Annotated in this window: 19 protein-coding genes, 1 pseudogene and 1 riboswitch; of the genes and pseudogenes, 11 read left to right on the top strand and 9 right to left on the bottom strand. The window is 72.6% G+C overall.

The genetic code is table 11. The features are described from left to right. Positions 1–259 precede the first annotated feature (259 nt). A complete protein-coding gene (locus tag ABZ899_RS19710; RefSeq protein WP_361347756.1) occupies positions 260–1,783 on the top strand; it encodes a M23 family metallopeptidase in 1,524 nt (507 codons plus the stop codon). A 169-nt stretch (positions 1,784–1,952) separates the two neighbouring features. Here ABZ899_RS19710 and pcrA read toward each other — a convergent pair whose 3' ends face one another. After that, complete coding sequence (gene pcrA, locus ABZ899_RS19715; RefSeq protein ID WP_361347556.1) at positions 1,953–4,436, bottom strand: DNA helicase PcrA; 2,484 nt, start codon at positions 4,434–4,436, stop codon at positions 1,953–1,955. A 341-nt stretch (positions 4,437–4,777) separates the two neighbouring features. After that, a riboswitch (cyclic di-AMP (ydaO/yuaA leader) is annotated at positions 4,778–4,937 on the top strand. 8 nt (positions 4,938–4,945) lie between these two features. Here pcrA and ABZ899_RS19720 point away from each other — a divergent pair. The 3 genes and pseudogenes from ABZ899_RS19720 to ABZ899_RS19730 all read left to right on the top strand — a co-directional run bounded on the left by ABZ899_RS19720 (position 4,946) and on the right by ABZ899_RS19730 (position 7,707). Then, positions 4,946–6,097 carry an NlpC/P60 family protein gene (locus ABZ899_RS19720; RefSeq protein WP_361347558.1) on the top strand — a complete coding sequence of 384 codons (1,152 nt, stop codon included), beginning with the start codon at positions 4,946–4,948 and terminating at the stop codon, positions 6,095–6,097. A 32-nt stretch (positions 6,098–6,129) separates the two neighbouring features. After that, positions 6,130–6,582, top strand: a pseudogene (locus tag ABZ899_RS19725) (MOSC domain-containing protein); the annotation flags it as partial. Positions 6,583–6,702: 120 nt separating this feature from the next. After that, positions 6,703–7,707, top strand: coding sequence for a tellurite resistance/C4-dicarboxylate transporter family protein (locus tag ABZ899_RS19730; protein WP_361347561.1), 1,005 nt, complete (start codon positions 6,703–6,705; stop codon positions 7,705–7,707). On the opposite strand, the gene ABZ899_RS19735 is transcribed toward ABZ899_RS19730, so the two are convergent. Beyond that, positions 7,685–8,038, bottom strand: coding sequence for a hypothetical protein (locus tag ABZ899_RS19735; protein WP_361347564.1), 354 nt, complete (start codon positions 8,036–8,038; stop codon positions 7,685–7,687). The two genes, ABZ899_RS19730 and ABZ899_RS19735, sit on opposite strands and share 23 nt — an antisense overlap. A 408-nt stretch (positions 8,039–8,446) precedes the next feature. On the opposite strand from ABZ899_RS19735, the gene ABZ899_RS19740 reads away from it, so the two are divergent. Next, on the top strand, positions 8,447–9,508 hold the full coding sequence (locus ABZ899_RS19740; protein ID WP_361347566.1) for an NlpC/P60 family protein: 1,062 nt from the start codon (positions 8,447–8,449) through the stop codon (positions 9,506–9,508). 16 nt (positions 9,509–9,524) lie between these two features. Here the strand turns inward: ABZ899_RS19740 and ABZ899_RS19745 are convergent, their stop codons facing one another. Both ABZ899_RS19745 and ABZ899_RS19750 read right to left on the bottom strand, forming a co-directional pair. Next, a complete protein-coding gene (locus ABZ899_RS19745) occupies positions 9,525–10,244 on the bottom strand; it encodes a response regulator transcription factor (protein ID WP_361347568.1) in 720 nt (239 codons plus the stop codon). Then, complete coding sequence (locus tag ABZ899_RS19750; protein WP_361347571.1) at positions 10,241–11,530, bottom strand: PspC domain-containing protein; 1,290 nt, start codon at positions 11,528–11,530, stop codon at positions 10,241–10,243. The genes ABZ899_RS19745 and ABZ899_RS19750 overlap by 4 nt, the downstream gene beginning before the upstream one ends. 178 nt (positions 11,531–11,708) lie before the next feature. On the opposite strand from ABZ899_RS19750, the gene ABZ899_RS19755 reads away from it, so the two are divergent. Both ABZ899_RS19755 and ABZ899_RS19760 read left to right on the top strand, forming a co-directional pair. Further along, positions 11,709–13,148 (top strand): PspC domain-containing protein, encoded by a 1,440-nt coding sequence (locus ABZ899_RS19755; protein WP_361347573.1) that lies wholly within the window; start codon positions 11,709–11,711, stop codon positions 13,146–13,148. After that, positions 13,135–13,356 (top strand): hypothetical protein, encoded by a 222-nt coding sequence (locus tag ABZ899_RS19760; RefSeq protein ID WP_361347575.1) that lies wholly within the window; start codon positions 13,135–13,137, stop codon positions 13,354–13,356. The genes ABZ899_RS19755 and ABZ899_RS19760 overlap by 14 nt, the downstream gene beginning before the upstream one ends. A 13-nt stretch (positions 13,357–13,369) precedes the next feature. On the opposite strand, the gene ABZ899_RS19765 is transcribed toward ABZ899_RS19760, so the two are convergent. Together ABZ899_RS19765 and ABZ899_RS19770 are read right to left on the bottom strand one after the other, a co-directional pair. Continuing rightward, positions 13,370–13,876, bottom strand: a complete 507-nt coding sequence (locus ABZ899_RS19765) for a DoxX family protein (protein ID WP_361347578.1) — start codon at positions 13,874–13,876, stop codon at positions 13,370–13,372. 153 nt (positions 13,877–14,029) lie between these two features. Continuing rightward, positions 14,030–15,310 carry a hypothetical protein gene (locus ABZ899_RS19770; protein ID WP_361347581.1) on the bottom strand — a complete coding sequence of 427 codons (1,281 nt, stop codon included), beginning with the start codon at positions 15,308–15,310 and terminating at the stop codon, positions 14,030–14,032. Positions 15,311–15,519: 209 nt separating this feature from the next. On the opposite strand from ABZ899_RS19770, the gene ABZ899_RS19775 reads away from it, so the two are divergent. Then, positions 15,520–16,404: a DUF4429 domain-containing protein gene (locus ABZ899_RS19775; protein WP_361347583.1), complete on the top strand. Its 885-nt coding sequence runs from the start codon at positions 15,520–15,522 to the stop codon at positions 16,402–16,404. Between the two features lie 25 nt (positions 16,405–16,429). Here ABZ899_RS19775 and ABZ899_RS19780 read toward each other — a convergent pair whose 3' ends face one another. Beyond that, positions 16,430–17,236, bottom strand: coding sequence for a class II aldolase/adducin family protein (locus ABZ899_RS19780; protein WP_361347585.1), 807 nt, complete (start codon positions 17,234–17,236; stop codon positions 16,430–16,432). Between the two features lie 169 nt (positions 17,237–17,405). Between ABZ899_RS19780 and ABZ899_RS19785 the strand changes: the two genes are divergently transcribed. Both ABZ899_RS19785 and ABZ899_RS19790 read left to right on the top strand, forming a co-directional pair. Then, positions 17,406–18,032, top strand: a complete 627-nt coding sequence (locus ABZ899_RS19785) for a hypothetical protein (protein ID WP_361347588.1) — start codon at positions 17,406–17,408, stop codon at positions 18,030–18,032. Between the two features lie 101 nt (positions 18,033–18,133). Continuing rightward, the gene (locus tag ABZ899_RS19790) at positions 18,134–18,607 is read left to right on the top strand and encodes a pyridoxamine 5'-phosphate oxidase family protein (RefSeq protein ID WP_361347591.1); all 474 of its coding nucleotides are present in this window, start codon (positions 18,134–18,136) and stop codon (positions 18,605–18,607) included. A 7-nt stretch (positions 18,608–18,614) separates the two neighbouring features. On the opposite strand, the gene guaA is transcribed toward ABZ899_RS19790, so the two are convergent. After that, positions 18,615–20,192, bottom strand: a complete 1,578-nt coding sequence (gene guaA, locus ABZ899_RS19795) for a glutamine-hydrolyzing GMP synthase (protein WP_361347593.1) — start codon at positions 20,190–20,192, stop codon at positions 18,615–18,617. Positions 20,193–20,508: 316 nt separating this feature from the next. Here guaA and ABZ899_RS19800 point away from each other — a divergent pair, with 316 nt between their 5' ends. Then, complete coding sequence (locus ABZ899_RS19800) at positions 20,509–20,805, top strand: chorismate mutase (RefSeq protein WP_361347595.1); 297 nt, start codon at positions 20,509–20,511, stop codon at positions 20,803–20,805. Positions 20,806–21,250: 445 nt separating this feature from the next. Here ABZ899_RS19800 and ABZ899_RS19805 read toward each other — a convergent pair whose 3' ends face one another. After that, positions 21,251–22,417 (bottom strand): hypothetical protein, encoded by a 1,167-nt coding sequence (locus tag ABZ899_RS19805; protein ID WP_361347598.1) that lies wholly within the window; start codon positions 22,415–22,417, stop codon positions 21,251–21,253. Positions 22,418–22,562 lie beyond the last annotated feature (145 nt).

The raw sequence follows: 22,562 nt of genomic DNA on the forward strand, positions 1-22,562 counted from the left end.
GTCACCTGCCCCGGCCGGCCCAGGACCGCCCGGCGGCCCGCGCAACGCCCGCTCGGCATCGAACAGCCTTCGAACACAAGGCCAAAGTCGCGCCCACTGACCGCCAAAACACGGCCGAATGCCCGTTTCCTGCGCGCCTAAAACCTGCTGAAGATTGTCGCGCCCACGTACCGCCGGGTACAGTCGCCGCACTGCTCTGGCAGCCCCTGTTGTCGAGGCGAGAGAGAAGTTGGTGAACGATCGTCACCCGTCGGGGACCATGACCTCCCCGGTCTCGGCCTCCGATGCCGCCTCGGCGCAGTACGCGTCGTACGGCTCTCAGGAAGCGCCCTACGGTGACGCGAGCGCGTACGGCACCTACGACGCCACCGGCTATGCCGCCGGCCACGCGACCACGACGTTCGACGCGGATCCCCTTTTCGGCAGCCTCCCCGGTGACGGTACGGGCGCCTACGACGCCACCCAGTGGTCCACAGGTACCCACACCGCGCAGTACGACACCTATGCGGGCGAGCAGCACACCGCGTACGGCACCGGCGCGTACGACACCGGTGCCTGGACCTCCGAGCACGAGCGTCTCGCCTTCGTCCCGCAGCAGGCCAACGGCCATGACGCGTCCGGGCAGTGGGACGCGCACGCCTGGCTCCAGCCCGACCCGACCGGTGCCGCCCCGGCCGACCCCACCCAGCAGTGGGAGTGGGGCACGCAGACCTTCGACACCGGCGCGTACGACGCCACGCAGTGGAACTCCGACGGCGGCGCCGCACCGGCCCCCGACGAGTACGAGCCGGCAGCAGAATCCTTCGACCAGCAGACGACCGCGCACTTCGAGCAGGTCGAGCACCCGTCCTACGACCCGGCCGCCTACGACGAGCAGTCCGCGTACCAGGACCCGTCGGCGTACGAGAACGAGTCGGGCTACGACGACCCGGCCCAGGACGCCTCCGACCCGGCCTCGACGGGCCAACTCCCCGTCGTCGAGCCGCTTCTCGACGACCAGGAGGAGATCACTCCGGCCCCGGCGCCGCGTGCCGCCTCCCGCAGCGGGGCGCGCTCCCGTCGCCGTACGCCCCCCAAGCGCTCCGCGCTGCTGACGATCGCCGTGCCGTCGGCGTGTGTGATGGGTGTGGCGGGCATCGCCGCCGCGTCCGTCGGTGACCTCACCGACGAGAAGGAACCCACCACGCTGGCCGCCGAGGGCGACGCGGTGAAGCCGTCCGCGGCGAACAACAAGCTGGACAGCCAGCTCGAGAGCCTCTCCGCCGGCGCCGACGACTTCGCCGACCGGGCCAGCCGGACGCAGGAGCGCATCGACCTCAAGGCCCAGCAGGCGGCCGAGAAGCGGAAGGCCGCCGAGGAGGCGGCCCGCAAGGAGCGGCTGCGCCCGAAATTCGCGGTCCCCGTCGCGCAGCACGGCCTGAGCGCCTACTTCGGCCAGTCCGGCATCAACTGGATGTCGGTCCACTCGGGCATCGACTTCCCGGTCTCGTACGGCACCACGGTGCTGGCCGCGACCGACGGCACCGTCCGCACGCAGTGGAACAGCGCCTACGGCAACATGATGATCGTGACCGCGAAGGACGGCACGGAGACGTGGTACTGCCACCTCTCCACGTACCGCGTCGCCTCCGGTACGACGGTCAAGGCCGGCGACCCGATCGCGTACTCCGGCAACTCGGGCAACTCCACGGGCCCGCACCTGCACTTCGAGGTCCGGCCCGGTGGGGGTTCGGCGATAGACCCGCTGGCCTGGCTGCGCAGCCACGGCCTGGACCCCACGTAGACGCCCGCTCGGCGAAGCAGCACCGGCGCCCGTCCCTTCCGGCAGCGGGGGCCGTCTCGCGTCCGCCGACGCGCTGGGGGTGTCTCGCCGATCAGGCCGGGCCCCGGCGTGATCGGCGAGACCCCCCTTAGAGCTTCTCCGAACCGGCCTTAGCGCTTCTCCACCGGCCTCAGAGCTTCTCCACCGGCGCGTACCGGAGCAGCAGCCGCTTCGGCTTGGGCTCGCCGAAGTCGATCGTCGCCTCGGCGTTCGCGCCCGTGCCCTTCACGGCCATCACGGTGCCGAGGCCGAACTGGTCGTGCGTGACCCGGTCCCCCACCGACAGCTGCACGACCGGCTTCTCCGAGGTGCGCCGCGTCGCGAACCCGGACGCGCCCGACGCCGAGGAGCGCGAGCGGGACGAGGACAGCGACGCCGCCACCCCGGAGGCGGGACCGGACGACAGGGGCGAACTCCCGCCCGTCCGCTTCCAGTCCACGTGCGCGGCCGGGATCTCCTCCAGGAACCGGGAGGGCGGGTTGTACGACGGCTGGCCCCAGGCGCTGCGCAGCGCCGAGCGCGTCAGGTACAGCCGCTCCCGGGCACGCGTGATGCCGACGTACGCGAGCCGCCGCTCCTCCTCCAGCTCCTTGGCCTGGCCGAGGGCGCGCATGTGCGGGAAGACGCCGTCCTCCATGCCGGTGAGGAAGACGACCGGGAACTCCAGGCCCTTGGCGGTGTGGAGCGTCATCAGGGTGATGACTCCGGAGCCGTCCTCCTCCTCGTCCGGGATCTGGTCGGAGTCGGCGACGAGCGCGACCCGTTCCAGGAAGGCGGCGAGCCCGCCGGACTCCTCGCCTTCGGCCGACTCCTGCTCGAACTCCAGGGCCACGGCCGCGAGTTCCTGGAGGTTCTCGATCCGGGTCTCGTCCTGCGGGTCGGTGGAGGCCTGCAACTCGGCGAGGTACCCCGTCCGTTCCAGGACGGCCTCCACGATCGTCGCCGGGCTCGCGCCGGACTCGACGATCGTGCGGAGCTCCTCCATCAGCGCGTTGAACCGCTTGACGGCGTTGGTCGACCGCGCGGCCATGCCGTACGCCTCGTCGACGCGCCGCAGGGCCTGCGGGAAGCTGATCTTCTCCCGCTGCGACAGGGCGTCGATCATGGCCTCGGCACGCTCGCCGATGCCGCGCTTGGGGACGTTCAGGATCCGGCGCAGCGGGACGGAGTCCTCGGGGTTGGCCAGGACCCGCAGGTAGGCCAGGACGTCCCGGACCTCCTTGCGCTCGTAGAAGCGCACACCGCCGACGACCTTGTACGGCAGCCCGACGCGGATGAAGACTTCCTCGAAGACACGGGACTGGGCGTTCGTCCGGTAGAAGACGGCGACGTCGCCGGCCTTCGCCTCGCCCTTGTCGGTCAGGCGGTCTATCTCGTCGGCGACGAACTGCGCCTCGTCGTGCTCGGTGTCCGCGACGTAGCCGGTGATGCGCGCGCCCGCGCCGGCGTTGGTCCACAGGTTCTTGGGCCGGCGGGACTCGTTGCGCTCGATGACGGCGTTGGCGGCGCTGAGGATGGTCTGTGTGGAGCGGTAGTTCTGCTCCAGGAGGATCGTCGTCGCGTCCGGGTAGTCCTCCTCGAACTGGAGGATGTTGCGGATGGTGGCGCCCCGGAAGGCGTAGATCGACTGGTCGGCGTCACCCACCACGCACAGCTCGGCGGGCGGGACCTCGGCCTCGGGCGGTACGTCGACGGGGTGCTCGGACGTGCCGACCAGCTCGCGCACCAGCGCGTACTGCGCGTGGTTGGTGTCCTGGTACTCGTCCACCAGCACATGGCGGAACCGGCGGCGGTAGTGCTCGGCGACGTCCGGGAAGGCGCGCAGCAGATTGACCGTCGTCATGATCAGGTCGTCGAAGTCGAGGGCGTTGGCCTCCCGCAGCCGCGACTGGTACAGCGCGTACGCCTGGGCGAGGGTCTTCTCGAACCCGTCGGTGGCCTGGGCGGCGAAGTCCTCCTCGTCGATCAGCTCGTTCTTCAGGTTGCTGATCTTGGCGCTGAACGACTTGGGCGGGAACCGCTTCGGGTCGAGGTCGAGGTCCCGGCAGACGAGCGCCATCAGCCGCTTGCTGTCGGCGGCGTCGTAGATCGAGAACGAGGAGGTGAACCCGAGCCTCTTGCTCTCCCGGCGCAGGATGCGGACGCAGGCGCTGTGGAAGGTCATCACCCACATCGCGTTCGCCCGCGGTCCGACGAGCTGCTCGACGCGCTCCTTCATCTCGCCGGCGGCCTTGTTGGTGAAGGTGATCGCCAGGATCTGGCCCGGATGCACGTTCCGCTCGGCGAGCAGGTAGGCGATGCGGTGCGTGAGCACGCGCGTCTTGCCGGACCCGGCCCCGGCCACGATGAGCAGCGGGGTGCCGGAGTGGACGACGGCCGCGCGCTGGTTCTCGTTGAGCCCCTCCAGCAGCGCGGCGGCGTCGAGGGCCGGGCGCGGGGCGCCGTCGCGGTAGTAGGCGTCGCGGTCCGGCGGCACGTCGAACTTCCCGCCGAACAGATCCTCCGGAAGCGGCTCCGGAGTGTGATCGTCCTCGGGCGGTGGCGGGTGCTCTTCCCCGTGGGCCCGTGGGGCCTGGAGGTCCGCCAGGAAGCTGTCGTCAAAGAGGCTGCTCATCGCTCTCCGAGTCTAGGCGGCCCCACCGACAACCGGCTGCCGCCTGGAGAACATCACACCATCCGGGGCGGTGCGCGGCCCGCCGATCACCGTGCGAAGTCATGCCATCACGCCACACACCGCCCGGCGCCGAGCAGTGCGTATCGGCCCATTGGGAACAGGAGGCATGGATGCCTCAGAACGGCATCGGCCGCCCGAGCCGCCCCCCTCCATCCGCGCCCCGGACTCAAGGTCACGAAAATGTATCGGGCATATCGCACATCAACCTTCACAGCGGCCACACCGGTTGGCTACCGTGCCGGGCAGGCCGTACGACCCCCACCGGCGAACGACGCCGGGCCGTGCGGCCTCCGCCGAGTCCGGTGCATCCGGAGCCGGGGACCCACCGAACTTGGGGTGAATCGGCCCGACTCCCCGTCCCGGGAGCGGCCGTAGGGCAACCCTTCCGAACCACCCGCCCGAACCCGACAGCTAACTCGGTAGGCGGAGCATGGAAGGAGTCGCCTCCCTTGGCGTCGCACCGCAAGTCGCGTCCCTCCGGAACACGCGTGGCCGGCATACGGACCCCCGCGCTGGCCACCGCGGCCCTCACCTCCGTGGCCCTGCTGTCCCAGACGGCCCAGGCGAACCCGTCCGCCGACGACAGGCCGAGCCTCGAAGAGGTCGAGAAGAAGGTCGACGACCTCTACCGCCAGGCGGAGTCGGCCACCGAGAAGTACAACGCGGCCAAGGAGAAGACGACCAAGCAGCGCAAGCGCGTCGACACCCTCCTCGACGACGTCGCCCGGCGCACGCAGAAGCTCAACGACGCGCGCGAGGAGCTCGGCCGCAACGCCGCCGCCCAGTACCGCACCGGCGCCGCCGCCCCGGACACCGCGACGTTCCTCCTCGCGGACAGCCCCCAGGACTACTTCGACCAGTCCCAGCTGATGAGCCGCATGACGGGCCGTCAGAAGCAGTCGGTGGACGAGTACTTCACCGATCAGTCCGCGACGATGAAGAAGCGGCAGGAGGCCACCCGGAGCCTCGAGACGCTCACCGCGTCGCAGAAGGACCTGCGGACCGCCAAGTTCACCGTCCAGAAGAAGCTCGCGGACGCGCGCCGGCTGCTCTCCGAGCTGACCGCGCAGGAGAAGGCCCGCCTCGCCGCGATCGAGAAGCGCAAGCAGGAAGAGGCCGCCCGCAAGGCCGAGGAACTGGCCCGGCAGCAGGCGCAGGCCGAGCGCCGCCGCGAGGAGGCCGCGCAGCAGCAGGAACAGGATCAGCGGGAGCAGGGCAGCACCGCCCCGGACGGGTCGTACGCCACGAGGGCCGGGAAGGCGCTGGCCTTCGCCCGCACCCAGATCGGCAAGCCGTACGTCTGGGGCGCCACCGGCCCCGGCTCCTACGACTGCTCCGGCCTCACCCAGGCCGCCTGGAAGGCCGCCGGCGTGGACATCCCGCGCGTCACCTACGACCAGGTCAGCGCCGGCACGACGGTCCCGCTGTCCAGCGCCCAGCCCGGTGACCTGGTCTTCTTCTACGACGACGTCACCCACGTGGGCCTCTACGTCGGCAACGGCATGATGATCCACGCCCCGAAGCCCGGCGCGTACGTCCGCGAGGAGTCGATCTACTACGACGGCGAGTCGTCGATCCACAGTGTGGTCCGCCCGGCGTGAGGGCCGGGGCGAACGAAGGGGGGCCGTGTCCGGGAGTGGACGGGGACGTCCACGCGGGGGTGACGGTGAAGCACCGCTCCCGCGTCGCCCAGGACCCCGCGCAGCCGAACCTGCGCCAGGTGCACCTCATCCATGAGGAGCTCTTCGCCGAACTCGCCGAGGCGAAGTTCCGGGTGGCGCCCGGCGAACTCGGGGAGAACGTCACCACGCACGGCCTGGACCTGCTCGGACTCGCGGTGGGCACGCTGCTGCGCATCGGCGCCGAGGCCGTGGTCGAGGTCACCGGGCTGCGGAACCCGTGCCTGCAGATCGACCGCTTCCAGGACGGGCTGCTCAAGCAGGTGGTGGACCGCGACGAGGCCGGCCGCCTCGTGCGCAAGGCCGGAATCATGGGCGTCGTCTCGGCGGGCGGTGTGGTGCGTCCCGGCGGCGCGATCGAGGTGGAGCTGCCGGACGGGCCGCACCGGCCGCTGGACCGGGTCTGAGGAACGGCCGCGGGAGGGCGTCGGCGAGTCCGCATCCCCGCGCGCCCGGGCCGTCGATTCACCCACCCCCCGCGCGCGCCCCCGCCCGCGCCCCGGCGACGCGCTCCTTAGCATCGGCCCATGCCCGCCGCCACGCCCCCGCCCGCATCCCCCCTGCCCGCCTGGTGGTCGCGCCGTCCCCCCGCCACCGGCGCCTCGGTCATGGCCACCGGCATCATCTCGGTGGCCCTGCACCAGACGGGCCACGCGACCCTCTCCCGGATCGCCCTGGGCCTCGCGTGCGTCGCCTGGGCGGCCCTCGCCTGCGACCTCCTGGCCCGGCTCCGGTGGCACCGCTCCGAGTGGCTGAAGGAGGCGGTCACCCCGGCCTCGCTCTGCGCCGTCGCCGCGACCGCGGTGCTGGGCACCCGCCTCGCCGTGGCGGGCCGGCAGACCCTCGCCGAGGCGCTGCTGGCCCTCACCTTCGCGCTCTGGCCGGGCCTGCTGTACGTCGTCGTGCGCCACTGGCGTCACAGGATGCCGGGGTCCGTCTTCCTCGGCTGCGTCGCCACCCAGGGGGTCGCCGTCCTCGCGGCCACGCTGGCCGCCACGGCGAAGGCGGCCTGGCTCGCGCACGCGGCCCTGGTGCTGTTCTGGCTCGGCCTGCTCCTGTACGCCGTGGCCCTGACCCGCTTCGACCGGCGGGAGGTCGTCCGCGGCCCCGGCGACCACTGGGTCGCGGGCGGCGCGCTCGCGATCTCCGCCCTGGCCGGTGCCCGGCTCCTCGCCGCCGACGGCTCCGGCCTGTATCTGTGGAACGACGACGACTTCGACGTGCTGCGCACGGTGACCTTCGCCCTGGTCGCCCTGGACATGGCCTGGTACGCCGTCCTCCTCGTCGCCGAGATCGCCCGGCCGAGGCCGCGCTACGACGTACGCCGCTGGTCGACCGTCTTCTCGATGGGCCTGTCGGCGGCGGCGCTGCTCTCCGTCTCCGCCACCCTGGACGTCCCGTGGCTGGAGGGTCCCGGCGAGGTCCTGCTGTGGATCGCGGTGGCGGTGTGGCTCGCGGTCGCCGCCGGCGCCGTACGCCACCATCTCGCGGCCGGTCCCCCGGCCGGCGTCACGTCCAGAGCACGGCGATGAAGATGTTGGCCAGGGTCAGCAGCCCCACCAGGCCGAACAGCTTCGGGTCCACCTTCTCCTCGTCCCGCTTCACATAGACGAGTCCGAGGATCACGACCAGCAGCGCCAGCTTCACGCCGATCTTGAGGTTGTCGACCGACTGGTCGTCCGCCTGGTTCAGACCGACCAGGATCACCCCCGTGACCAGCATGGTCAGCGCGCCGTGCAGCATCGCGGGCACGAACCGGGCGGTGCCCTGGCCCATCGCCTTCATCTGGGTGAGGAAACCGCCGAGCAGCGCGGCGATCCCGACGATGTGCAGGCCCACGAACAGGTGGATGAGTACGTCCATGGGGCCGGAGCCTAACGACCGCACCGGCCGGCGCCGTCACCGGGTGCGCGGCGGGATCCGGACCCGGCGCCGGTGCATATATGCGCCCCATAGCACCCCGCGCCGCCCCTCACCCGCCGAACCCGCACATCGGTCACCACCCAGCGTGAACAAGACGCGGCCCTCCCGGCGTCGCGCTCACTTACGGTCATGCCCGGTCCTCTCCTCGGCACTTCCGCACAACTCGTTACCGCCTCGACACATTGCGGTTTAGCGTCCTCCCCCAGGTGACCGGCTCCCCACCGCCGCCCGGGCCAGGGGCGGCCGTCGGTCACCACCGCCGAGAAAGGTCCGGCGGCGGTCCGCTCCCCCTGTGCGGGTCGCCGCCGGACGCGCGAGTCCCCCCGTACGGAAGGACGTGCAGTCCACGTGGCAGCGCACCGCAGACCCCGCTCGAGAACGACCCCCGGCGGCGCGGCCCGCACGGCGCGGACGGCCTGGACGATCGCGCTGGCGGGCGCGGCGACGGCGACGGGGTTCGACGGGACCGCACAAGCGGAGCCGCAGCTGACACCGGCGCAGGTCAAGGCGGAGGTGGACAAGCTGTACCAGGAGGCGGAGGTCGCCACCGAGAAGTACAACGGCGCGCAGGAGAAGGCCGAGGCGGCCCGCCGGCGGATCCGCACCCTGCAGGACGAGGCCGCACGCATGACGCAGAAGCTGAACGCGGCCCGCGAGGCCCTGGGATCGATGGCGGCGGCCCAGTACCGGGACGGCGGCCTCGACCCGGCCTTCCAGCTCGCGCTCTCCTCCGACCCGGACCGCTATCTCGACGGCGCGGAGTTCGCCGAGCGCGCCGGCAACCGGCAGGCGGCCTCCGTCGCCGAGGTCCGCCGGCAGCTGCGCGAGATCGAGCAACTGCGCGGCGCCGCACGCGTCGAACTGAAGTCACTGACATCACGCCGGGCGGAACTCCGGCGGCACAAGAAGACGATCACCGGCAAGCTGGACGCGGCCCGCGCGCACCTGGCCCGGCTGACCGGCGGCGAACGCGCCCTGCTCGACGGCCGCGCCGACCGCTCGGCCTCCGGCGCCCGCACCGCCCTCGCCGCACCCGGGTCGGCGGCGGCGCAGGCCCCGAACGCACGGGCGGCGGCCGCCGTGTCGTACGCCTACACCAAACTCGGCAGCCCCTATGTCTGGGGGGCGACCGGTCCCGACGCCTTCGACTGCTCGGGCCTGACGCAGGCCGCCTACCGCGCGGCCGATGTCTCCCTGCCCCGGACGACCTACAGCCAGATCGGCGCGGGCCGCAGGGTCTCCCGCTCCGAACTGCTCCCCGGGGACCTGGTGTTCTTCTACTCCGGCATCAGCCACGTCGGCCTCTACATCGGCAACGGGCAGATGATCCACGCCCCCAACCCGTCCGCGCCGGTGCGGGTGGCCCCCATCGACGAGATGCCGTTCGCGGGGGCCACCCGCGTGGCGTGACCGGACGGGGCAGGGGTCAGACCAGGCGCCGTGCCGTCGCCCACCGGGTCAGCTCGTGCCGGTTGGACAGCTGGAGCTTGCGCAGCACCGCCGAGACATGGGACTCGACCGTCTTCACCGAGATGAACAGCTGCTTGGCTATCTCCTTGTAGGCGTACCCCCGCGCGATCAGCCGCAGAACCTCCCGCTCGCGCTGGGTGAGGCGGTCCAGGTCCTCGTCGACGGGCGGCGCGTCCGTCGACGCGAAGGCGTCCAGGACGAAGCCGGCGAGGCGCGGCGAGAAGACCGCGTCGCCGTCCTGGACGCGGAAGATCGAGTCGACCAGGTCGGTGCCGGTGATCGTCTTGGTGACATAGCCGCGCGCACCGCCCCGGATCACACCGATGACGTCCTCCGCGGCGTCCGAGACGGAGAGCGCGAGGAAGCGGACGGGCCGCTCGGCGTCCGCCATCAACGGGGCGCAGCGCCGCAGCACTTCGACGCCTCCTCCGCCGGGCAGGTGCACGTCCAGGAGGACGACCTCGGGACGGGTCGCGGTGATGACCGTGACCGCCTGGTCGACGTCGGCGGCCTCACCGACGACCTCGACGCCGGTCTCGTCGGTCCGGCCGATCTCGGCCTGGACTCCGGTGCGGAACATGCGGTGGTCGTCGACGAGGACCACGCGCACCCGCCGCTCGCCCGCGCTCCCCCCGGTCGACTCCACGGGCTCGCTCACCTCGGTCGGGTCACTCATGACGTCTTCTCCGCCCTCTCCATCTCCAGCTCGACCTCCGTGCCTCCGCCGGGCACCGCCCGCAGCCGGGCCGTGCCGCCGTTGCGCTCCATACGGCCGATGATCGATTCTCTGACGCCCATGCGGTCGGCGGGTATCGCCTCCAGGTCGAAGCCCGGGCCGCGGTCCCGGACGGAGACGAAGACGGTCCGGCCCTCCACCTCCGCGTAGACCTGCACGGCGCCGCCCTCGCCACCGTACTTGGCGGCGTTCACCATCGCCTCGCGCGCGGCCTGCATCTGTGCGGCGGTCTTGTCGTCGAGGGGGCAGTCGCCGACGACGACGACCTCGATGGGGACGCCGTGCTTGTCCTCCACCTCCGCCGCGTTGCGCCGGACGGCGTCGGCGAGGTGTGTCGGTTCGTCCGCCTCGTCCTTGCCGGTGCCCTCGGGTTTGTACAGCCAGGTGCGCAGGTCGCGCTCCTGGGCGCGGGCGAGGCGGCGGACCTCGTTCGCGTTCTCCGCGTTGCGCTGGATCAGGGTCAGGGTGTGCAGCACCGAGTCGTGCACGTGTGCGGCGACCTCGGCGCGGTCCTGGGCGCGGATGCGCATCAGCCGTTCCTCGGACAGGTCCTGGGTCATCCGCACGAGGTACGGGCCCGCGAGGAGCGTTATCCCCACGAGCACGGCGAGGGCGGCCTGGAGGACGGAGCCGAGGTGGGCGGCGGAGCCCTGGAGCACGAAGATGCCGGAGACGCCGGTCGTGACGAGGACGACGCCGGCGGCGGCGCGCAGCAGGGTCAGGGTGCGCCGGCGGCGGCCGACCTCCATCCAGCGGGCCCGGCGGGCGTTGTCCGCCTGGCGCCAGACGAGGGCGACGCCCGCCCCGACGAGCACGGCGGGCAGGAGGTAGGCCTTGGCGCCGTTGCCGACGTCCACGCTGCCGACGAAGACGACGGCCACCACGACCATGAGGAGCAGCGCGACGATCTGCCCCTTGTCCGGCTTGCGGGCGACGAGTCTGCGGCGGCCGTCGGCCGCGGTCTCGGTGGTGAACGGGGAGGGGCGCTGGGCGCCGACACCGCCCACGCCGAGCGGCACGAAGAACCAGAACGCGGCGTACAGCAGGGCGCCGAGGCCGTCCGCCATGAACAGGCCGACGAAGACAAGCCGCACCCAGATGACGGGCAGCCCGAGGTGCCCGGCGAGCCCCCGCGCCACGCCCCCGAGCCAGCGGCCGTCACTGCTGCGGTAGAGCTTGCGCGGCGGCCGCGGTCGGGCGAGTGGCGCTGCTGCGGCTTCCGGCATGCCATTGATGGTCACACGGGCGACCCGTCCGGACATCAGGGTCGGCCCCCTAGACTCCCCTGATCTTCGGCTCCGGCCGGCTCGAACGCCTCCCCCTCCCGCGCCTCAGGGCGATATCAGGGTCCGACCAGGGTCGTCCCGACTCCCGCCACGCCGACCCGCCCGTCACCATGGACCCATGACAGATCACCAGCACGCCGCGGACCCCGGGCCCGAGCCGGACGCCGTGCCCCCCGCGGGCACCGCGTCCGGCCGGGCGTCCGCGGGCGGCGCGGGTGAAGGACCGCGCGCGCGGACGGCCACGCGGGCAGCGGAGGGCGAGGCGGCGGACGCGGCCGCGGCGCCGGGGCCCCCGCACCGCTTCCGGCGGGACCGGCCGCACAAGATGCTGGCCGGCGTGTGCGCGGGTCTGGGACGGCAGTGCGACATGGACCCGGTGATCTTCCGGATCACCCTGGCCGTGCTCTCCGCGACCGGCGGCATCGGCCTGATCTTCTACGGCTTCGCCTGGCTACTCGTCCCGTACGAGGACGAGGACGAGAACGAGGTGCGCAAGCTGCTCACCGGCCGGGTCGACGGCCACGCGCTGACGGCGGTGCTGTTCGCGCTGGTGGGCTGCGGTGTCTTCCTGACGATGCTGAAGAACGGCGGCGTGCTGGTCTTCGCCGTCGTCCTGTCCTTCCTCCTGGCGGGCGCCGGCTACTGGTCGCGGCACCGCGGCGCCCCCGACCCGGACCCGCTCGCCGCGCAGGCGGTGGCCGACGCGCCGCCGGAGGCGCAGGCGCCGCCGGTCCCGGCCGCCTACCCCTCCTGGTGGCGGGACCCGATCGTCAAGGACGGCACCCATGAGGGCGGCACCGGCTATCTGTGGGGTCCGCGTGACGCCCACGACCGGGACATGGCGGCGGCGGTCGCGATCGGGCGCGGCACCTGGGGCGGCCGGGAGGAGATACGCGTGCGCCGCCCGGCCCCGCCCCGGCCGCGCGGTCCCCGCCGGATCGGCGGCCGGGTGTTTCTGCTGGCCCTCCTCGCGGGGGCGCTGGGGACGGGCGGTACCTGGCACGACCAGCCGCTCGGCACCAGCCTCCAGACCGGACTGGCCTGTGCCCTGCTCGTGTTCGGCCCGGGCATCGCGCTCAGCGCGTTCCTGGGCCGTACGGGAGCGGGCACCGTCTTCCTCGCGGTCGTCACGGCGGGCCTGCTGGCCGCGTCCACGGCCCTGCCGAAGGACATCGGCACCCACTGGGTCGAGACGACGTGGAGCCCGGCGACGGCCGCGGACCTGCGGCCCGGGTACGAGCTGGGCACCGGAGCCGGCACCCTCGACCTGAGCGGCGTGGCGTTCAAGCCCGACCGGACGGTCACCACGCGGGCCGATGTGGGTGTCGGCCGGCTGAAGGTGATCGTCCCCGAGGGGGTCACGGTGGATCTGAGCGTGGACGTCGGCGTGGGCGACATCCAATTGCCGGGCGACGACAGCCGGGACGTCGACGTGGCACCGGGCAAGCACAAGGAGCTGACGCTGGAACCGGTCGGGGGCACCGACAGCGCGGGCACGCTGGACCTCGACCTGAGCGTCGGGATCGGACAGGCGGAGGTGAGCCGTGCCACGTCATGAGTTCCAGCCGGGCCGGCTGGTCGCCGGCACCTTCCTGAGCGCCGCGGGCGTGGTCTTCGCGGGGGACGCGGCGGGCGCGTGGGAGACGCCGTGGTTCGCGGTGATCCCGCTGGTCGTCGGGGGACTGTTCCTGGCGGGCGCGGTGGGGCTCCTGGCCCGTGCCACGCGCCGTCACCGCACCCCGCCCCGCGAGGAGTCCCACCCCTGACCCGGGCGGGGGGTCACCGGAACGCGACGCGTTCCCGTCGCCGTGCGTGGAGGAGGGCGTCGAGGGAGAACACCGGCGCGCCCGCCAGCACGAGCGGCAGCCAGGCCATCAGATAGGCCAGGTCGTTGCCGTAGTAATAGGGGTCGGAGGCCCAGCTGACCGTGAGCCACAGACTCAGCGAGATCAGCGCGCCGCCCAGGGCCGCCAGTCGGGCGAACAGTCCGACGAGGGTGCCGATGCCGACGGCCAGTTCACCGAAGGCGATGGCGTACCCGAACGCCACCGGGGCGTCGAGGGCCATGTCCACCATGGCCGGAACAGCCGACGAGTCCCGCACCGCGCGCATCATGTCCCCGATGGACCCGGCCCCGGAGTCCTTCAGGAAGGCGCTGTCCGTCAGCTTGTCCAGTCCGGCGTAGATGAAGGTGACGCCGAGGAAGATGCGGAGCGGAAGCAGTGCGTAGCGGGTGGCCGTGTCCCGCCGGCCGCTGGAGGAACCCGTGTGCACACCGTGAGTCATCACCCGTAGCCGCCTCTCGCCTGCCATGATCCCTCGACCGACCATACGTAGGGAACTGCCGCAGCGCTCAGCCGCGCGCCACCCCGGCATTCTCCGCCGCATCCAGTCAAAACTTCAATCACTGAACACGGCCAAGTGGCCGAACGGCACCGGTCACTCGGTGACGTCGATGGCGTAGCGGTTGGTCTCGACACCGGCCGCGGTCACCACCTGCACGTCGATCCGTCCCGGCTCCACATCGGCCGGGACCGGCACGGTTAGCACGGTGTCGGTCGGGTTGCTGAACCCGCCGCTCACCGGCACCAGAGGCACATGCACATGCACCGCGCCGATGCGTACGACCATCCGCGCCAGCCGGTCGGCCCGCTGCGCCCCCGGCGGCACGAACCCCGCTCCCCGGATCTCGATGTCGTCGCCGGTGCGGATCGGGGCGTCGAGGTCCCCCGCCTCCCGCGCCCGCACCACGGAGAGGATCACGGGGCGGCCGCCCTCCGCGTACTTCCCGGCCAGATACGTCGCCGCCGAGATCAGTACGACGACCGCGAGACCCCACGGCAGGTCGGGCAGCTGGTCCGGCCGCCGCCCCAGCCGTACCGCGGCGAACAGCAGGGCCACCGCGCCGATGACGACGTACTGGATGTCGGCGAACGTCCCCCGCCCCGAGTCGTCCGTCAGCAGGTCCGCGGCCCGGGGCCGGTCCGCGGGCACCTTCTGCAGCCGCTGCCCCAACACCCGCACCCCGACGACCCGCCTCACCAGCACGGCGATCGCGCACACCACGGCGAGCACGGTCACCACCCCGGCGCCGCGCCGCAGTTCCAGTCCTTCGATCAGCGCGTCGCGCTCCGCGTGGCCCGAGGCGGCGGCGAGCCGCCCGGCGAGGACGAGCACGGCGTACGCCAGGAAGAGGACCCAGGCCCCGGCGACCGCGCGCGAGGTGGACAGCCGGTTGTCCTCGCCGATGACCGGCGCCAGGGCCCCGCCGCGCGCCCGGTGGAACCAGGACGCCGCGGTGAGCGCCGCCGCCGTCACCACCGCCGCGAGCAGCCCGGCCGTACGGGCCGCCGTCCAGCCCGCCCCGACCGCCGTGAGCGCCTGCGCGAGGAGCAGCGCCACGACCAGTCCCCAGACGACGCAGGCCGTGCGCCACCACAGCCGTCCCAGCCAGGCCCCGCCCTCGGCCCGGCCGCGTTCGGCGACGTGTTCCGCGGACTGCGTCAGCTCCTCGGACACCCACTGGCGGGAGGCCGAGGCCGAGTGGGCCACGGCCGCCGGGAGTCCCTGTCCGGCGGCGAACTCGTCCCGCTTCAGAAGGAATTCGGCCACCGCCTGCCGGTGTCCCGCACGCGCCCCGTGCGGGCAGTCCCCGCACGTGCAGCCACCCCCCTGCGGGCGCTCCACCGCGCCGCTCCGCCCTGCCTCCTGCACCGCCACGCCCGACGCCCGCCTTCCCACGACCTCACGCCCGCCCGCCCTGCGGCGCCACGGGTCCCCCGGGAGAGCCGCGCCGCCCGCGCCCGGCCCACAACTCCCGTCCGACGACGACGAATTGTGCCGTACTCCACCCACCGCCCACCCGGCAGGCCCGGTCGGGACGGGTGAGCGCGGCCCCGACGTGTTGACCCGGCTGCGAGAATTCCCTCATGGCCGAGATCATCCAGCGTGACGGGACCTGGGCCTTCGACGGCACGACCGTCCGGATCACGCCGGGACTCCACCGTTCCGTGCCGCTGTTCCGGCAGACGTACGGCGAGATCGCCGTGCCCCTGGAGGCGGTCGCGGGCGTCGCGTTCCAACCGGAACGCAGGCGGGGCCGGCTGCGGATGCGGCTGCGCGAGGGCGCCGATCCGCTGCTGCAGGCGACCGGGGGCCGGCTGCCCGAGGCGTCGGACCCGTACCGGCTGGCGGTGGACACCGACCGTACGGGGGTGGCCGCGTACCTGGCCGAGGAGATCCAAGGCGCGCTGCTTCTGGACCAGGTCCCGAAGGAGCCGGTCGCGGCCTATCTGCTGCCGGGCCCCGCGGTGCCGGTCTCCGTGCGGTCGTCGGACGGCACGGTCTCCTTCGACGGCGGCCGGGTGCGCATCGACTGGTCGGACACCTCGGAGCGGGTCAAACAGGCGGCGGGCCCGCGCGTCATCGACGTCGACGACCTGGTGCGGGTCGAGTGGGTGCCCAACTCCGGCGCCGGGGACGGCTGTCTGCGCTTCGTGACCCGGGAGACGGTGTTCTCCGCCCTGCCGCCGGAGAAGGACCCGTACGCCCTGGACCTGTGGGGCAGTGCCCGCCGCGACCTGCTCACCGCGCTGGTGGCCACCGCGGTCACGGCACGCCTCCCGCATCCGTCCACCCGGCGGGGTACGGCTCACCCGGGCGGGACCGGGCCGGCCCTCCCGGCCCCGGCGCCGCCCGGCCACCACGACGTGCTGCTGCGCCGGCTGCGCGAGTTGGGCGACCTGCACCGCGAGGGCGTGCTCACGGACGAGGAGTTCGCCCGGACGAAGGCGGCGGTGCTGCGCGGGTTCTGACGCCCCCACCCGCGCGCCGGCCCGTTCAGCTCAGCAGGTCGGGTTGGCTGCGGGTGATGTCCTGCCACATCGGCTGGTAGTTGATCCAGGCCACCAGGTCGCCGCCGAGCTGCTCGCGGGTGGCGACCGCCTTGCGGTGGTCGATCAGGACCGGTCGGCCCGCGGCCCGGGCCGTGAGCTGCACCTGGCAGGAGCGTTCCATGGACAGGAACCACCAGGCGGCCGCGTCCACCGAGTCGCCGACGGTCAGCAGGCCGTGGTTGCGCAGCACGAGGGCCTTGTGGGAGCCGAGGGCGGCGGCGATCCGGCGCCCCTCCGCCGCGTCGACGGCGACCCCGCTGTAGGCGTCGTAGAGCGCGTGGTCCTCGTAGAAGGCGCAGCTCTCCTGGGTGATCGGGTCCAGGAGTTCGCCCAGCGCCGCGAGGGCCCGGCCGTGGACGGAGTGGCAGTGGGCGACGGCGACGACGTCGGGGCGGGCCGCGTGGACCTGGGAGTGCACGGTGAAGGCGGCCTGGTTCACGTGGTAGCGGCCCTCGACGACCTGGCCGTCGGAGTTGGCGAGGACGAGGTCGCCGACGGTGACATGGCTGAAGGGCAACCCGAAGGGGTTGACCCAGAAGCAGTCGGTGAATTCGGGGTCGCGTGCGGTGATGTGCCCGGAGACGCCGTCCTCGAAGCCCATCCTGCCGAAGATCCGCAGCGCCCCGGCGAGCCGTTCCTTGCGGTGCCGGCGCTCGTCCTCGACCGACTCGTGCATCGGGGGCATGGCGAACCGCAGCTGATCGGTGGGCAGCGGCGGGGGCGGAGTGGGCCCGGCGGGCGTCCCGTGCATGTGTCCTCCGGCACTGGGGGGTCGTACGGGGCGGAAGCTACCGTCGGTGGGCGCGGGGGCGACAGGGGTGTGAGGTAACGATGCCGTGCACAACCCTTTCGTGACTCCGGAGGTCAGTGGTCCGGAACGACGAACTCACCGCTTGGTCCCAGTCACACCGGAGTCCTCCTTGAGCACCACCGAACGTCATCTCAAGTACCTCATGCGCCTGATCGCCAACCAGGACGAGGCCGAACTGATCGTCCCCTCCTCGGACCGCAAGAGCGCCGGCGCGCTGGTGTACGTGGCCGAGTGCTTCGGCTTCCGCTACAGCGGGGTCCGGCTCGTGGGCCGGTACAAGAACCTGCACGTGCGGCTCGTCCGCTCCGGGGACCCCGCGGACCGGCAGCGCGCCGCGACCAACCTCGCCGCGTTCCCCGCGGTCGGCGAGGGCGGGACGGTGCCGGGCATGTACCGGGCGTCGCTCACCCCGGTCCCGGAGGCGCAGGCCGACGTGGACGTCCTCAACGACCTCATCATGTACGACGCCCTGCTGCTGGCCGGCAACCGGAGGCAGCTGCTGACCATGGCCTGGGGCTCGGCCGTCCTGTTCCTGCTGCTCGCGCCGGCGACCGGCAAGTACGCCGTGCTGCTCCCGCTGGCGGTGCTGCTCCCGGCGTTCCTGCTCGGCTCCCTGCGGATCAACGACGCCCGCCGGGCGAAGATCGCCGAGCGGCTGCGGGCGGCGGGCTGCGCCACGGTCCAGGACGACGCCGGCCGGGATCGTTACGTGCGCCCGGTCCCCCAGGCCGGCTGACCGACACGCCGGGGCCCCTGCTCCGCGGACCGGACGACATCCCTCGCCCGTCCGGCGAAACCGGACAGAGGATGTCGGGTATCGCCGTCAGACTCGGCGGCATGACAGCGAACTGGTCCGCCTTCGTCACCGCCGAGCCCGACTTCGCCCGGCTCGTCGAGGCGCGCTTCGGCGCGTTCACGCATCACGTCCTGGCCACCCTGCGCCGGGACGGCTCCCCGCGCACCTCCGGCCTGGAGGTGCGCTTCCTGGAGGGCGAGCTGTGGCTCGGCATGATGCCGGACTCGCTCAAGGCCCTCGACCTGCGCAGGGACCCGCGCTTCGCGCTCCAGGCGAACCCCGGGGAGGGGCAGACCATGGGCGGCGGCGACGTACGGATCGCGGGGCGCGCGGTCGAGGTCGAGGACCCGGCGCGCAAGGCCGCGTACGCGGAAGAGGTGGAACCGCCGGAGCCGTTCCACCTCTTCCGTGCCGAGCTGGCGGAGGTCGTGCGGACCTCCGTGGAGGCCGAGAAGTACCTCGTCGTCCGGACCTGGAAGCCCGGCGAGCCCGTGCGCACGATCAAGCGCACCTAGGGGGTGTTCACTCCCACTCGATGGTGCCCGGCGGCTTCGAGGTGATGTCGAGGACGACGCGGTTGACGTCCCGGACCTCGTTGGTGATCCGGGTCGAGATCCGCCCGAGGACGTCGTACGGCAGCCGCGACCAGTCGGCGGTCATGGCGTCCTCGGAGGACACCGGGCGCAGCACGATCGGGTGGCCGTAGGTGCGGCCGTCGCCCTGGACGCCGACGCTGCGGACGTCCGCGAGCAGGACCACGGGGCACTGCCAGATCTCACGGTCGAGGCCGGCCGCGGTCAGCTCCTCGCGGGCGATGGCGTCGGCCTCGCGCAGCAGGTCCAGACGCTCCTTGGTGACCTCGCCGACGATCCGGATGCCGAGGCCCGGACCCGGGAAGGGCTGGCGCTGGACGATCTCCTCCGGCAGGCCGAGCTCCTGGCCGACCATGCGGACCTCGTCCTTGAAGAGCTTGCGCAGCGGCTCGATGAGCTGGAACTCGAGGTCCTCGGGGAGGCCGCCCACGTTGTGGTGGGACTTGATGTTGGCGGTGCCGCTGCCGCCGCCGGACTCGACGACGTCCGGGTAGAGGGTGCCCTGGACCAGGAACTCCACGGCCGGGCCCTCGTCGGCGATGATCTCGGCCTGGGCCTGCTCGAAGACGCGGATGAACTCGCGGCCGATGATCTTCCGCTTCTCCTCGGGGTCCGAGACCCCGGCGAGCGCCTTCAGGAACCGCTCCTCGGCGTCCACGACCTTCAGCTGCACGCCGGTCGCGGCGACGAAGTCCTTCTCGACCTGCTCGGTCTCACCCTTGCGCATCAGCCCGTGGTCGACGTACACGCAGGTCAGCTGGGAGCCGATGGCCTTCTGGACCAGCGCCGCCGCCACGGCGGAGTCGACGCCGCCGGACAGACCGCAGATGGCGCGCTTGTCACCGACCTGCTCACGGATCGCGGCGACCTGCTCGTCGATGACGTTGCCGGTGGTCCAGTCGGGCTTCAGCCCGGCGCCCCGGTACAGGAAGTGCTCCAGCACCTGCTGGCCGTGCGTGGAGTGCATGACCTCGGGGTGGTACTGGACGCCGTAGAGGCGCTTCTCGTCGTTCTCGAAGGCGGCGACCGGGACGACACCGGTGGAGGCCGTCACCGCGAAGCCCTCCGGGGCGGCGGAGCAGGCGTCGCCGTGCGACATCCACACGTGCTGCTCGGCCGGGGTGCCCTCGAAGAGGGTGGAGGACACCTTGGAGACGTGCAGGTCGGTACGGCCGTACTCGCGGGCGCCGGTGTTGTCCACCGTGCCGCCGAGGACCTGCGCCATCAGCTGGAAGCCGTAGCACATGCCGAAGACGGGCACACCGGCCTCGAACAGCTCACGGTCGAGGCGGGGGGCGCCCTCCTCGTACACGGACGAGGGGCCGCCGGAGAGGATGATCGCCGCCGGGTTCCTGGCGAGCATCTCCGCGACCGGCATGGTGCTCGGCACGATCTCGCTGTAGACCCGGGCCTCGCGGACACGACGGGCGATGAGCTGGGCGTACTGCGCGCCGAAGTCGACGACCAGGACGGTGTCGGGGGCGGCGGCGGGGTTCGCTGATGACACGGGTTGCCTTCCGGCGGTGAGCGAGGTGTGTGTGGGGCCGAGTCTACCGGGCGTCGCGCGCCCACCCCGGGGCCGAAGCCCGTCTCACGATGCGAACCGGCTTGGACGCCCTCGGCGAGCCCGGCATACTGGCGGCATGCTCACGCACCCGACCTTCCTGTTTACCTATGGCACCCGGCCCGCCGGCTGCCATGGTCGTGCTGCTTGAGCAACTGACAAGCGACTTCCCAGGCGCCCCGGGCCGACAAGGCCCGGGGCGTCCGCCGTTTCCGGGTCCTGCCGCTCCGGGGCACCTCCCATCGACGAGGAGCCCCCGATGACCGCCACCCACGTGACCCCCGCCGAGACGACCGGAGCCCGGACCGCCGAGGCCGCGGACGTGATCACCGGTGCCCGTGAACGCATCGACGCCCTGGACGACCGGATCATCGGGCTGATCCAGGAACGCATGGCCGTGTCGGCCGTCATCCAGGAGGCCCGGATCACCTCCGGCGGCCGGCGCGTGAACCTGTCCCGCGAGATGGAGATCCTCGGCCACTACAGCGAGGCGCTGGGCAAGCCGGGGACGGCCCTCGCGATGACGCTGCTCGAACTGTGTCGCGGTCGCATCTGAGTTCGGCACCCCTCTCACCCGGTCGGAGCGTGACGCCGCCCGGACCGCTTCGTTGGTACCGGTGTCCGTGCCAGCCAGGGGCGGGCCCGAATGAACCACGCGTGGCTCGCCGGAGCGTTGTGGCGTACGGATCGCCGTACGCCGTGGGACCTCGCTCCGGGTAAGTGACCGGACGGCAGGGGACAGCAGCCCGGTCACCCAAGAGAACGGTCGGCTCCGGGGACGCCCGGGGCCGGCCGGCGGAAACACCGACGGAGTACGGGACGGGCCGAGCGGTTGCCGCGCCCCCGCCCGTCCCGCACGATGCGAGAGACCCTTTCAGCGGCGCACTCCCCCGGCGCCGCTCCCCCAGGCACCAGCGCGCCCTGACGCCGGTGCTGATCGCAGAAGGGCCCCGCGGCCCCGCGCCGCGGGGCCTTTCTCATGCCCCAGCGCGCCCCGTGCGTCAGGTGCGGCTCACGACCCGGCACTCGTCGCGGCGGTCGGCGGGGATGCCCTTGCTCCGGTCGTACGGGTCGGTCGTCGGGCCGGTGGGCGGCGCGCCGGTCGGCTCCGCGGAGTCGAACCGCGGGTGCAGATAGCCGTCGTAGAGATCGCAGGCACTGTTGCCGATCTCCTGGTCGAAGTGCTTGACGACGATCTTCCCCGGGGTGACCTGGTACCGGGTGGGGTCGGAGAGTCGGACGTCGAGGACGCGGCGGACGATGGTGCGGGCCACCTCGTCCGAGCCCTCGCGGACGAGCGGGTAGACGAAGGTGTAGTCGGCGTGCACGGCGACGGAGGCGTCCTCGCCCTCCTTGAACGTCATACGCCCCCGCGTCTTGACGACGTCCCCGGCGAGCCGCATCTCGGAGGGGTCGAAGCGGCTGAACATCCAGAGCGGGTCGTGCTTCTTGTCCGGCTTGCGCAGTCCGGTGGTCAGCAGGTCGAGCAGTTCCTTCTGGCGCGGCTCGATGACGTCGAACGCGGTCTCCGGGCGCTCGCCGCGCAGGGTGGCGGGGTCGAGGTTGGCGTCGACGAGGAGCCTGCGGGTCTGCCGCAGGGCCTGTGCCACCTGGGCCTTGGTCAGGGTGCCGACCGGGGTGGCCGCCGGGAGGGTGATGCCGGCCTCGCCGTCCGCCCAGCGCTCGGCGGGCGAGCCCGCGAAGGGCCGGGCGACGGTCGGGGTGTCCGGGTCGGCCGCACCGGGCGCCGCCGTCGGCGCCGCCGTCTCCGCCGGGAGCGGCGAGGCGGCGGCCGTGTCCGGCACCGGGGAGGCGGTGCCGAAGGGGTCGCCGGGGATCAGGGAGGGCCGTACGGCCACGACGGCCACGACGACGGCGAGCGGCACGCCGACGACCGCCCACCACCGGCGGCGGGTGCCGCGCCCGTTCATCTCCTGCCACGCGGGGCCGGTACGCCAGCCGGGAGGCAGCTCGCCGCGGGCCTCTTGCCGCCGCAGCCGCTCGGTGACCATCCGGGCGCGCGCGGACGGCTCCTTCGGGGCGGAGGACCGGTCGCGTCCGGCCTCCTGGACGAACCTCTGCCACTCCTCGTCCGAGATGGACGGCGCGGAGGGCTGCGCCTCGTCATCGGATGCCGAGGGGGTCCCGTCTGACGGTCTGCCGGCCATGGATGTGTGATCGCCTTCTCTCGAACTCCGGTACGGCGGCTGAGAGTACGTCAGGGAAACGACCCATGATCCAGCGCCTGTGACTCAGGACACATAAATATTCTGTCAGCTCGGGCACAACCATTCCGGGCCCTCGGTGATCAAA

This window comes from Streptomyces sp. NPDC046859, assembly GCF_040645135.1.
In the GTDB taxonomy this organism is placed as follows: domain Bacteria; phylum Actinomycetota; class Actinomycetes; order Streptomycetales; family Streptomycetaceae; genus Streptomyces.

Bases quoted from the DNA above. Each gene is read 5' to 3' on its own strand.
- ABZ899_RS19735 (WP_361347564.1), bottom strand. From the start codon at position 8,038: ATGGACGTACTCATCCACCTGTTCGTGGGCCTGCACATCGTCGGGATC.
- ABZ899_RS19730 (WP_361347561.1), top strand. From the start codon at position 6,703: ATGCCCGCCGCCACGCCCCCGCCCGCATCCCCCCTGCCCGCCTGGTGG.
- pcrA (WP_361347556.1), bottom strand. From the start codon at position 4,436: ATGAGCAGCCTCTTTGACGACAGCTTCCTGGCGGACCTCCAGGCCCCA.
- ABZ899_RS19780 (WP_361347585.1), bottom strand. From the start codon at position 17,236: ATGCACGGGACGCCCGCCGGGCCCACTCCGCCCCCGCCGCTGCCCACC.
- ABZ899_RS19745 (WP_361347568.1), bottom strand. From the start codon at position 10,244: ATGAGTGACCCGACCGAGGTGAGCGAGCCCGTGGAGTCGACCGGGGGG.
- ABZ899_RS19750 (WP_361347571.1), bottom strand. From the start codon at position 11,530: ATGCCGGAAGCCGCAGCAGCGCCACTCGCCCGACCGCGGCCGCCGCGC.
- ABZ899_RS19790 (WP_361347591.1), top strand. From the start codon at position 18,134: ATGACAGCGAACTGGTCCGCCTTCGTCACCGCCGAGCCCGACTTCGCC.
- ABZ899_RS19800 (WP_361347595.1), top strand. From the start codon at position 20,509: ATGACCGCCACCCACGTGACCCCCGCCGAGACGACCGGAGCCCGGACC.
- ABZ899_RS19765 (WP_361347578.1), bottom strand. From the start codon at position 13,876: ATGACTCACGGTGTGCACACGGGTTCCTCCAGCGGCCGGCGGGACACG.
- ABZ899_RS19775 (WP_361347583.1), top strand. From the start codon at position 15,520: ATGGCCGAGATCATCCAGCGTGACGGGACCTGGGCCTTCGACGGCACG.
- ABZ899_RS19805 (WP_361347598.1), bottom strand. From the start codon at position 22,417: ATGGCCGGCAGACCGTCAGACGGGACCCCCTCGGCATCCGATGACGAG.
- ABZ899_RS19710 (WP_361347756.1), top strand. From the start codon at position 260: ATGACCTCCCCGGTCTCGGCCTCCGATGCCGCCTCGGCGCAGTACGCG.
- ABZ899_RS19755 (WP_361347573.1), top strand. From the start codon at position 11,709: ATGACAGATCACCAGCACGCCGCGGACCCCGGGCCCGAGCCGGACGCC.